General features: G+C 72.3%; 10 protein-coding genes. 4 read left to right on the top strand and 6 right to left on the bottom strand.

Features of this window, described 5'->3' with window-relative positions; genetic code table 11:
- From ACFPIH_RS39025 to ACFPIH_RS39005, 5 genes are all read right to left on the bottom strand, one after another.
- Window positions 1-201 (bottom strand): hypothetical protein (locus ACFPIH_RS39025; protein WP_381182769.1); only part of this gene is annotated, 201 nt, incomplete at its 3' end.
- Window positions 202-317: 116 nt separating this feature from the next.
- Window positions 318-1,472, bottom strand: a complete 1,155-nt coding sequence (locus ACFPIH_RS39020; RefSeq protein ID WP_381182767.1) for a substrate-binding domain-containing protein — start codon at window positions 1,470-1,472, stop codon at window positions 318-320.
- A 110-nt stretch (window positions 1,473-1,582) separates the two neighbouring features.
- Complete coding sequence (locus tag ACFPIH_RS39015) at window positions 1,583-2,785, bottom strand: ABC transporter permease (RefSeq protein ID WP_381182765.1); 1,203 nt, start codon at window positions 2,783-2,785, stop codon at window positions 1,583-1,585.
- Window positions 2,785-4,353 carry a sugar ABC transporter ATP-binding protein gene (locus tag ACFPIH_RS39010; protein WP_381182763.1) on the bottom strand — a complete coding sequence of 523 codons (1,569 nt, stop codon included), beginning with the start codon at window positions 4,351-4,353 and terminating at the stop codon, window positions 2,785-2,787. Before ACFPIH_RS39010 ends, ACFPIH_RS39015 begins: the two co-directional genes overlap by 1 nt.
- A gap of 199 nt (window positions 4,354-4,552) precedes the next feature.
- Window positions 4,553-5,347: an IclR family transcriptional regulator gene (locus ACFPIH_RS39005; RefSeq protein ID WP_381182761.1), complete on the bottom strand. Its 795-nt coding sequence runs from the start codon at window positions 5,345-5,347 to the stop codon at window positions 4,553-4,555.
- 181 nt (window positions 5,348-5,528) lie between these two features.
- On the opposite strand from ACFPIH_RS39005, the gene ACFPIH_RS39000 reads away from it, so the two are divergent.
- Genes ACFPIH_RS39000 through gnd form a run of 4 tightly spaced genes read left to right on the top strand, consistent with a single transcriptional unit; the run spans window position 5,529 to window position 9,414 of the window.
- Window positions 5,529-6,488 (top strand): cyclase family protein, encoded by a 960-nt coding sequence (locus ACFPIH_RS39000; RefSeq protein WP_381182759.1) that lies wholly within the window; start codon window positions 5,529-5,531, stop codon window positions 6,486-6,488.
- Window positions 6,488-7,576, top strand: a complete 1,089-nt coding sequence (locus ACFPIH_RS38995) for an NAD(P)-dependent oxidoreductase (RefSeq protein ID WP_381182758.1) — start codon at window positions 6,488-6,490, stop codon at window positions 7,574-7,576. The genes ACFPIH_RS39000 and ACFPIH_RS38995 overlap by 1 nt, the downstream gene beginning before the upstream one ends.
- Window positions 7,573-8,514: an NAD(P)-dependent oxidoreductase gene (locus ACFPIH_RS38990; protein WP_381182757.1), complete on the top strand. Its 942-nt coding sequence runs from the start codon at window positions 7,573-7,575 to the stop codon at window positions 8,512-8,514. The genes ACFPIH_RS38995 and ACFPIH_RS38990 overlap by 4 nt, the downstream gene beginning before the upstream one ends.
- A gap of 3 nt (window positions 8,515-8,517) precedes the next feature.
- Window positions 8,518-9,414 carry a phosphogluconate dehydrogenase (NAD(+)-dependent, decarboxylating) gene (gnd, locus tag ACFPIH_RS38985; protein ID WP_381182755.1) on the top strand — a complete coding sequence of 299 codons (897 nt, stop codon included), beginning with the start codon at window positions 8,518-8,520 and terminating at the stop codon, window positions 9,412-9,414.
- A gap of 31 nt (window positions 9,415-9,445) precedes the next feature.
- Here the strand turns inward: gnd and ACFPIH_RS38980 are convergent, their stop codons facing one another.
- Window positions 9,446-10,927 carry a gluconokinase gene (locus ACFPIH_RS38980; RefSeq protein ID WP_381182753.1) on the bottom strand — a complete coding sequence of 494 codons (1,482 nt, stop codon included), beginning with the start codon at window positions 10,925-10,927 and terminating at the stop codon, window positions 9,446-9,448.
- Window positions 10,928-11,015: the final 88 nt, after the last annotated feature.

Genomic DNA, 11,015 nt, shown 5'->3' with positions numbered 1-11,015 from the left:
GTGCCGCATCACCTTCTGGAAGAGGGTGTAGGCGGCGGGAGCCAGGCTCATCGCCGTACCCGGATGGCCGTTGCCGACCTTCTGTACGGCGTCGGCGGCAAGGACCCGGGCGGTGTCAACCGCGCGCCGGTCCAACTCGGTCCACTCGAAGGAGGCGACGGGGGCGGGGCAGGGGGCGTCCACGGGCGGGGACGGGTTCACGAACGAACTCCAGGGTGCACGAGGGGGGGAAGGCGGCAGGGTGGCTGCGCGGCGGTGCCCCTCCCGCGGAAGGCGAGCGGGAAGGGCGGCCTGCGGTCGGCCCGGGTCGGTTCGGGTCACTTCCCCCAGAGCTTCCGGTACGCCTCGCGGTACCCGCTGGGGTCCCAGGAGGACTTGCCGCCGCTGTTGTCGGCCGTGGTGATGTGGACCGGGGCGACGTAACCGCTGGCGGGCTTGCCTGCGAAGGCGCGGTTGAACTCGTCGACGATCTGCCAGCCCTGCTCGGACAGCGGCTCGGGAACCGTCGCCGCCTGGAACTGCTTGCTGTTGATGCGCTGGAAGGCGGACGGGTCGCCGTCGCCCGCGCCGATGTTGAAGGGGGCTCCGTTGCCCTGTTTCCCCGCCGCGCGCAGCGCCGGGGCGGCGTCGGCGAAGTAGAGGTCGTTGATGGCCACCGAGCTGGTCCACTTGGTGCCGAAGCGGGACAGCAGGGCGGACACCTCCTGCGGGGTGCGGTTGCTGGCGTCGGCGATGGGGATGTTGGACGTCGTCAGGACCTTGACGTCGGAGCAGGTGGCGAGCTCCTTCTCGATCAGGTCCGACTTGCCCTTGGCGAAGGGGATGGAGGCGTCGGTGAAGACCACCACGCCCGCCCGGCCGTTGGACTGGCTGATGATCCAGTCGGCGCTGATCGTGGCGACGTCCTGGACCTGCGTGGTGATGTTGCTGAAGAGCTTCGGGTCCGTGCTGGGGCCGGGGGCGTCCACGGCGTGCCAGCCGATGAGCGGGATGCCGGCGGCGTTGGCCTGGGCGACCTGCTGCGCGGTCGACTTGGGGTCGAAGCCGGACAGCACGATCCCGGCGGGCTTGACGGCGACGGCCTGGCTGAGCGCGGCCTGGATGCCGGCCGGAGTGCCCTGGCCGTCGATGATCCGTACGTTCCATCCGATGGCCTTGGCGGCCTCCTTGACGCCGTCCGCGGCGCCGGCGACTCCCGGGTTGGTCATGCTCTGGGCGACGTAGACGATGGTCTTGCCGGCGACCGCCTCGGGACCGGTCGTCGGGCCGTCCCAAGCTGCGTTGACGTCCTCAGCCGCCTTGACCGCTGCCTTGGCCTTGGCGAGGACGGCGGGGCAGCCCGCCTTGGTGTCGGCGACGGTGCCGGAGGTGCCGGCCTCCGAACCTCGGGTGCAACCTGCGGCGAAGGCGGTGACCACGGCGAGTGCGGCCACTGCTCTCAGGGGCGCCTTGCGGGTGTGGTGGTACGACACGGACGGCTCCTTGCTGACGTACGGGGAGGGAGAGGAAGGCAGCGGGGCTCATCGAGGGGGACGGCGTGCGGGCGCCGGGCCACCTCGACGTGACGGGCGGCTGTGCGGATCTACTCCGTGGTCGCGGACGGCGGCGGGGACACGGGTTCCGCGGCGGAGACGGACGTCTGCACGGAGGCGGCCGGTGCGGCGGGCGCCGACGGCTCGGACAACGACGTGCGGGTGGCGTTCGCCCCGGCGCGCAGCCTGCGGCGGGCGGAGTAGCCGGCCAGGCCGACGGCGAGGAGGAGGGTGCCGCCGTTGAACAGCGAGGTGGCCCAGAACTCGGCGCCGAGCTGCTGGATGCCCGCGAGGCCGATGGCGAGGATGGCGACGGCGACGACGGTGCCGGCGGCGTTGGCGCGGCCCGGCTTGATGGCGGTGGAGCCGAGCAGCGCGCCGACGAAGGCGGGCAGCAGGTAGTCCATGCCGACGCTGGGGTTGCCGATCTGCTGCTGGGCGGCGAGCAGGACGCCGGCGAAGCCGACCACGATCCCGGAGCCGGCGAAGGCGTAGACGCCGTAGCGGCGGGTGGGGATGCCGACCAGGTCGGCGGCGCGCGCGTTGGAGCCGATGACGTACAGGTAGCGGCCGAGCGGCAGGCGTTCCAGCAGCAGCCACAGGACGACGGCGAGGCCGAGGACGTAGAAAGCGGGTACCGGCAGGCCGAGGAACTTGGAGTCGTACAGGTCCGTGAAGGCCGGGGGCAGTCCGTTCGGGCCGGGGACGATACGGGCGCCGTCGGTGATCCAGCCGGTGCAGGCGTACAGCACGCTGCCGGTGCCCAGGGTGGCGATGAACGAGTCGATCTTGGCGAACTCGACGAGCAGTCCGTTGAACACGCCGATGATGCCGCCGCCGACGATGACGACGAGGCAGGCCATGGGCCAGGGCCAGCCGTTGTTGACGATGAGCTGCATCGTCAGCACATGGGCGAGGCCGAGGCCGTAGCCGACGGAGAGGTCGAACTTGCCGGTGACGATGGGGATCATCGCGCCGAGGGCGAGCATGGCCGGGATCGACTGGTTGGACAGGATCGACGAGATGTTGTCGAGGGTCGGGAAGGTGTCCGGCAGGGCGAGGGAAAAGACGAGGAAGAGCAGGACGGTGAGGGTGAGCAGGCCGTAGGTGCCGATCAGGTGGCCGCGGACCCGGCTGCCGGCGGACGGTCCGGAGGCGGAGCCGCCCGTCGTGCGCGCGCTCTTGGTCGCTTTGGTGTCGCCGCCGGTCGTGGTCCCCTGATCGTGGCGGGAGGATTCGGTCTCGGTGGCCATCAGTGGTTGCCCGTTCCGGTCAGCGCCGGCATGGCCGACGCGGCATGGGTGAGTTCGGTGACGGTGAGGGCCTCGCCGGACAGTTCGGCCGTGACGCCGCCCCGGACGAAGACCAGGGCGCGGTGGCAGACGTCGGCGACCTCCTCGAAGTCGGTGGAGATGAGCAGGACGGCGAGTCCCTCGGCGAGGGCGTCGTCCAGGAGCCGGTAGATCTCGGCCTTGGCGCCGACGTCGACTCCGGCGGTCGGTTCCTCGAGGATCACCACCCGACGGCTCAGGCGCAGCCAGCGGCCGATCATGATCTTCTGCTGGTTGCCGCCGGAGAGGGTGGCGATCGGCGCCTCGGAGTCGGCGGGGCGCACGCCGAACCGCTCGACGAGCGACCTGGCCTCGGCGCGTTCCCGGCCGGGGCTGATCCAGCGCCAGGGGGAGCGGGCGTCGGCGCGGGGGTTGGCCAGGAAGTTCTCCCGCACGGTGAGTTCGAGGGCGCAGCCCTCCTCCTGGCGGTTGCTGGTGACGAAGCCGATCCCTGCGTCGACGGCCGCGGCGACCGAGCCGGGACGGTACGGCCTGCCGTCGAGCAGTGCCTCGCCACCGGTCAGCGGCCGGGACCCGGCGAGGGCGCGGCCGAGGTCCATGTGGCCCGCTCCGGTGAGGCCGACCATGCCGAGGACTTCTCCGGCGCGCAGTTCCAGGTCGACGGGGCCGGCCCCCTCGGTGGTCGCGCCGGTCAGGCGCAGCACGGTGGAGGCGGGGGTGCTCGTGGTCCGGGAGGCGGCGGGCCGGTGGCTCTCCGGCTCGTGGCCGACGATGTCGCGCACGATCCGGTCGGGTCCGTGGTCGGCGAGGAGACCCTGGCTGATGAGATGTCCGTCGCGCAGGACCGCGAAACGGTCGGCCACCTGGTAGACCTCGTCGAGGCGGTGGCTGACGTAGACGATGGCGTGGCCCCGGTCGCGCAGGGTGTGCAGGACGTCGAAGAGCCGGGCGCAGTCGGCGGCGGGCAGGCTGGCGGTCGGTTCGTCGAGGACGATGAGGCGGGCGCGGGTGGCCAGCGCGCGGGCTATGGCGACCAGGGAGCGTTCGGCGCGGGTGAGGTCGGCCACGGCCGCGTCCGGGTCGAGGTGGCCGGCGACTATCTCCAGGGCCTCGGTGCAGCGCCGGCGCACCTGTCGCCAGGAGACGAGCCCGGCGCGGCGGGGGTATCCGGTGCCCAGGGCGACGTTCTCGGCCACCGTCATCCACTCCACCAGACCCAGGTCCTGGTGGATGAAGGACATCTCGGTGGTCGCGGCGCCGGAGCCAAGGGGGTGACCGGCGACGGTGACCTGGCCTTCGTCGGCGCGGTAGACGCCGGCGAGGATCTTGATGAGTGTGGATTTTCCGGCACCATTGTGTCCCAATAGGGCGAGAACACTGCCTCCGTGGATGTCGAGGTCCACATCGGCGAGGGCGAGGGTGCCACCGAACCGCTTGCGCAGCCCGCGGATCGTCACCAGTGGGCGGGAGGCCGTGTGCCCGTCGGGCGACGGAGAACCGGGCGTTGTGTCGTCGGGAGCGTCGTTCACGGACTTCTCCGGGAGATGCTGGCCGAGGACCAATCCATCGGCTCGACCAGAATCCTGAACTCGTCACAGCATCCTGGTCAATACTCCCGCCGACATTTATTGCCCCAAAGTTACGGCGGCCGTACGGAGAAGTTCCGTACGGCCGCCGTCGTCACGATCACCCCGCGGGCCCCCGACCTGGCAGGGTGCCCGCGTCACCTCATCCGCCTCCCGCGGGCAGCCCCCGCGGGAGCATGGGATTCTCCAGCCCTGCCGCGATGGCGCGCAGGTCCTTCAGCAGCGCCTCACGGAACTCGTCGTCGAGCCGCGCCTTCAGCACGGTGACGCTGATCGCGAAGGGCGCCGAGTCGGTGCGGAACCCGGTGACCGGCACGGCCAGACAGAGGACACCCGCCGTGGCCTCCTCGTCGTCGACCGCGTAACCACGCTCACGGGCCGCGGCCAGGTCTTCGAGGAGCGCGGGCATCGAGGTGATGGACCGCTCACTGAGCGCGGGCAGGATGCGGCCGCGCAGCCGGTCCTCGGCCACCGCCGGATCCAGGGTCGAGAGGATGGCCTTCCCGGTCGCCGTGCAGTTCGCGGGGAAGCGGTCACCGATGTTGGCGGTGAGCCTCAGCGGCTGCGTACCGTCGTATCTGGCCAGGTAGAGCACGTCCAGGCCGTCCAGGACGGCCACCCGGGCGGTCTCCCGCGAGATGTGCGCACTGCGCCGGCACAACTCGTAGAAGTCGCGCAGCTGGTCGATGGTGGAAAGGTAACGGCCGCCGAGTTCCACCAGCTTGCGCCCCAGACCGAAGCCCGTGCCGTTGCGCGTGATCATGCCTGCCGTCTCCAGCGAGGCGCAGAGGTTCCCCGTGGAGGACTTCGGCAGCCCCAGGGCGCGCGCGATCTCACTGACCGACAACGGGCGGCCCTCCGCCTCGCCGAGCACGTCGAGGATCGCCACCGCTCGGGTCACCGCCGGGACGAGGCTTCCCGGGTCGCTTGCGCTCACCGTCGATTCCACCCATCATTCTGTTCGTCGTTCAGCATGTTGTTATTGTCCCTCGTCTGTCACCGAACGACAATGCCGTCGCCGCGCGCTTTGTCATCGGGATTCGCCGAGTCTCCCGACGGTAGCGCGCCTTCCGGGCCGGCCGACGACACCCTCCGAGCCTTGGAGCGCTGAGCACCTCATGAGCAGCAGCCCAACCCATTCCCCGCCTCCCCCTCCCGACAACGGCCCCCAACTGTCGCGAGAGGAGTTCGACTCCCTCTTCGACGCCGTACGGACGTGGGGCCGCTGGACCCCCGCCGACCGCGGCGCCTGGAACCGGGTCACCCCCGCCCACGTACAGCGTGCCGCGGCCCTGGTCCGCAGCGGCACCACCGTCCCGATGGCCCTGCCCTGGAACACGGTGTCCGGCCCCGACAACGGCAAGCCCGCCCTGCACTACATGTCCGACCTCGGCGATGTCGAGGCCCCGGAGCCGTCCTGCCACAAGGACTTCATCGCCGTCGACTACCACGGCAAGGGCGTCAGCCACCTCGACGCGCTCTCCCACATCGCCTATCGCGGGCAGCTCTACGACGGCCGCACCGCCCGTGAGGTCGTCGACGCGGCCGGGGCCCACTTCGGCGCGGTCTCCGCCCTGGGCCCCCTCGTCACCAGGGGCGTTCTGATCGACCTGCCCGCCGTCCTCGGCACCGACTGGCTCGAGCCCGGCACCGCTGTACACGCCGAGGACGTGCTCGCCGCCGAGAAGGCGCTGGGTGTGACCATCGGCGACGGTGACGCGGTGCTGCTGCGCTCCGGCCACTTCCGGCGCCGCGCCGAGCTCGGCGCCTGGAACCCCGACAACGCCAGCGCCGGCTTCCACGTCGATGCCGTGCCCCTGCTGGGCGAGCGCGGGATCGCCCTGCTCGGCGGCGACGGCGACAGCGACGTACGGCCCTCCCCCGTCGAGGGGCTGCACTCCCCCGTGCACGCCCTCGCCATCACCGCGATGGGTGTACCGCTCCTCGACAATCTCGATCTGGAGGCGCTGTCCGCCGCCTGCGCGGAGGCGGGCCGCTACGAGTTCCTGCTCGTTGTGGCGCCGCTGAACGTCCCCGGCGGCACGGGCTCGCCCGTCAACCCGGTCGCGGTGCTGTGATGGCGGACTCCCAGCCGGCCGGCGGCCGGTTCACCGTCGGTGTGAGCCGCGACTTCCTCGACGCGGACGGGCGCAACGTATGGGGCGACATCCGGCTCGGCGACCTGGACGCCGCCGGGGTCGACTGGCACTACCTGCCGCGCGACACCGACGAACTCCTCGCCCCGGACATCGACGGCCTGGACGCCGTCCTGTTCGCCGCCCCCGCCGTCACCGCCCGCACGTTCACGGGCGTCACCCGGCCACCGCTGCTCTTCGCCCGCTTCGGCGTCGGCTACGACGCCGTCGACCTCGACGTCTGCACACGCCACGGCGCCCTGGTCACCATCACCCCGGACGGCGCCCGACGCCCCGTCGCCACCGCCGCCCTCACCATGCTGCTGGCCGTCCTGCACAACGTCCCCGCCAAGGACCGGCTGGTACGTCAGGGACGGTGGTCCGAGAGGGAGCAGTGGATGGGCCTCGGGCTCACGGGGCGCAGGGTCGGTCTGCTGGGCCTGGGCAACACGGCCCGTGATCTGGTCGGACTGCTGCGGCCGTTCGACACCGAGGTCATCGCCTACGACCCCTACTGCCCGCAGGAGACCGCCCGCGAACTCGGCGTACGGCTCGCCGACGCCGACACCGTGATGGCCGAGGCCGACGCGGTGATCGTGATGTGCGTCCTGACCGAGGAGACCCACCACCTCGTGGACGCTCGCCGGCTGTCCCTGATGAAACCCTCGGGCGTGCTGCTCAACGTCGCCCGCGGCCCGATCGTCGACGAGGCGGCGCTGGTCGACGCGCTGCGCGCCGGCCGCATCCGCGGCGCCGGACTGGACGTGTTCGAGACCGAGCCGCCCGGCGCCGACAACCCGCTGCTCGGCATGGACAACGTCGTCCTCAGTCCGCACAGCCTCGCGTGGACCGACGAGATGTCCGCCGGGAACGGCGGGAGCGCGGTCCGGGCCGTCCTGGACGTGGCGGCCGGCCGGCTGCCGCGCTTCGTCGTCAACCGGGACGTGCTCGGTCATCCGTACCTCTCCGAGCGGCTGGGCGCGCTCGCGGCCGGCACGGACGAGCCCGCGCGGGCGGGGGTCCGCCCGTGAGCTCTCCACCTCCCCCGTCCGAGACGGTCGGCTTCGTCGGGCTCGGCGCGATGGGCCTTCCGATGGCGGCCGGTCTCGCGAAGGCCGGCTTCGACGTCCTGGCCTGGAACCGAGGCCGCGCGCCACTCGACGCGGCCGTCGCCGCCGGCTGCCGTGCCGCCGGCGGTCCGGCCGAGGTGGCGGCCGGCGCCCGGACGGTCGTCACCATGCTCCCGGACCTGCCCCAGGTCCGGCAGGTGTGGGCCGGTCCCGACGGACTGCTCGCGGGCCTGGACTCGGCCGCGGCGGACCGGGCGATGAACACCCTCGTCGTGATGGGCACCGTCTCCCCCGTCGCCGTTCGCGCCCTGGCCGAGGAGCTGCGTCCGCACGGCGTCCGCGTCATCGACGCTCCCGTGAGCGGCGGGGTGACCGGCGCCCGCGACGCCACCCTGTCGATCATGGCGGGCGGACCGCAGGACGCCGTCGAACGCGTCCGCCCGTACCTGACCGCCATGGGCTCGACCGTACGCCGCATGGGCGACACCGGAGCCGGGTCGCTCGCCAAGGCCTGCAACCAACTCGTGGTCGCCGGAACCCTGGTGGCGCTCGCCGAGGCGGTCCTCCTCGGCGAGCGCGGCGGACTCGACCCGGCGGCACTCCTGGAGGTGTTGGCCGGCGGTCTCGCCTCCTCGGAAGTGCTCGCGCAGAAGCGCCACCACCTCGCCGACAGCGATTTCACCCCCTCCGGTCCCGCGCGCTACCTCCACAAGGACCTCGGCTTCGTCCTGGACAGCGCCACCGACGCGCACGTCGGGCTGCCCCTGTCCACCGCCGTCGCCCGCATGTACGCGGCAGTCGACGACCGAGGGCTCGGCGACCTGGACAACAGCGTCGTCCTCCGACTGCTGCGCGAGGACAACGGTCCCTCCCACCCGCACCACATCTCGAAGGACTGAGCAATGCAGACAGGAATCGTCGGCCTCGGACGCATGGGCGGCAACATGGCGGCCCGCTGGCGCGACCGCGGTCACGAGGTGACCGGCTACAGCCGCACCTCGCCGGACCGTGACGTGAACTCCCTGGAAGAACTGGTCGGCAGGCTCGCCGCCCCCCGCGTGGTCTGGCTGATGCTCCCCGCCGGTGAACCCACGCGCCGGGCCGTCCGGCAGCTGGCCGGCCTGCTGTCCCCGGGCGACGTGGTGGTCGAGGGCGGCAACTCCCGCTTCAGCGACGACACCGAGCATGCCCGGATGCTCGCCGAGCACGGTGTCGGATACGTCGACTGCGGTGTCAGCGGCGGCGTCTGGGGCCGGGAGAACGGTTACGCCGTCATGTGCGGCGGCGCCGACGAGCACGTCCGGAGGGTGTGGCCCCTGCTGGAGTCGCTCGCCCCGGAGGAGGACGGGATCTGCCACGCCGGTCCGGTGGGCGCGGGCCACTACGCCAAGATGGTCCACAACGGCATCGAGTACGGCATGATGCAGGCCCTCGCCGAGGGCTACGAGCTGCTGGAGGCCAGCGAGTACGTCCCCGACGTGCCGAAGGTCCTCGCCTCCTGGCGGCACGGCACGGTCGTACGGTCCTGGCTGCTCGACCTCCTCGTCCGCGCCCTGGAGCAGGACTCCGGCCTGACCGGTCTCTCCGGCCGGGTGGACGACTCCGGCGAGGGCCGCTGGACGGTCGAGGAGGCGGTGCGCCTGGCGGTGTCCGCGCCCGCCATGACCGCCGCCCTCTTCGCGCGCTTCGCCTCCCGCGAGCCGGACGCCGCCCAGCTCAGGGCGCTGGCCGCGATGCGGCAGCAGTTCGGCGGACACGCCGTGCACGCCGTACCGACGGTTTCCGTCGGCACGGCCTGACCCGGGGGGTGGCGGCGCCCGGACGTCGGTGCTACGCGGAGAGGTCCCGCAGCAGCTCGTAGCACCGCTCCATCCGTGGCCGGGTCTGCGCCATCCTCCGTACGGCGACCGGGTCCGGGGAGACGGTGCGATGCGGACGCGTCCAGACATCGGCGGGCAGGGCGGACAGGTGGGACACGGTGCCGAGAGCGCGCCAGCCGAGGAGTGCGGCGCCGAATCCGGAGCCGCCCGTGTCGTCCGTGATCTCCAACGGCATGTCGAGCGCCGCCGCGACGATCTCCGCCCACAGCGACGACCGCAGTGCTCCGCCCGTGGCCCGCACCGAGGCGATCGGGGCGCCGGCCGCTGCCACCGAGTCCCTTACCAGCGCCAGTTGCTGTCCGACACCCTCGATCATGGCCCGGGTCATATGGGCTCTGCCATGGCCGTGCCGCAGCCCGATCAGGGCTCCCCGGGCGTCGGGGTCCCACCAGGGGGCACGTTCGCCGAGGAGGTGGGGCAGTGCGGTCAGGCCCTCGGAGCCCGGCTCGATCCCGGCCGCCTCCTTCAGCAGGTCGGCCACGTCGACGCCGCCGAAGGACTCGGCGGCCCACTGGGCGACGACTCCGGCGTTGCTCACCGCTCCGCCGAGCACCCACAGCCCGTCGGCGAGGAGGTAGCAGAAGACACGGCACCTGTCGTCCACGCCCGGCCGGTCGCGTACGACGCGGAGGGCGCCGCTGGTGCCCAGCGACAGCGCTGCCGTGGCCGGTGCGGTGGCGCCGACGGCCAGGTTGGCGAGCGGCCCGTCGCCGGCGCCCGCGACCACGGGCAGTCCGGCCGGCAGACCGAACTCGGCGGCCGGCCCGGGCAGCAGCGGAAAGGTGGTGGTCGGCGGTACGAGTTCGGGAAGCCGTTCGGCGCGCACTCCCGCAGCCTCCAGCGCGGGCCCGTGCCAGTCGCCGGTGTGGATGTCCAGCAGCCCGGTCGCGGAGGCACACGAGAGGTCGGTGACCAGTCGGCCGGTGAACCGGGACAGGACGTAGTCCTTCATGCCGCACCAGGTCGCCGTGCGCCGGAACAGCTCCGGTTCGTGCGCGGCGAACCAGGCGAGCTTGGCCAGCGGCGCCATGGGGTGCACGGGGGTGCCGGTAGCGCGGTGAAGTGCCTCTCCGCGTTCGGCCCGCAGCCGTCGGGCGATGTCTGCCGCGCGGGTGTCGGCCCAGCTCAGCGCGGGGGTCAGCGGTTCACCGGAGGCATCGAGGGCGAGCAGGGTGTGGAGAGCGGCGCTGAAGGACAGCCCCCGCACGGTCAGTCCCAGCCGCGCGCAGCGTTCGGTGCTCTCGCGCAGCGCGTCGGCAACCCCGGCCAGCACGGTCGCGGGGGCGTGGACGGCCTCGCCGCCCCGTCCGGAGCGCAGGGGGGCGGGGCGTTCGACGGTCGACACCGGGCGGTATGCGGCGTCCACCGCGACCACCTTGGTCGCGGTGGTGCCCAGGTCGATGCCGAGCACGACCTCGCCGACCTCGTTCATGACGGTCTCCGTTTCAGCAACATCCAACGACGGGGGGAAGGTAACAGCATGCAACTCGCTTGCCAACATGCTGTCCCAGCAACCCGCG

It is taken from the genome of Streptomyces vulcanius, from assembly GCF_042653945.1.
Taxonomy (GTDB): domain Bacteria; phylum Actinomycetota; class Actinomycetes; order Streptomycetales; family Streptomycetaceae; genus Streptomyces; species Streptomyces mangrovi.
Note: the sequence above shows the minus strand (reverse complement) of the source record. Positions and strands in the feature narration are given on the sequence as shown.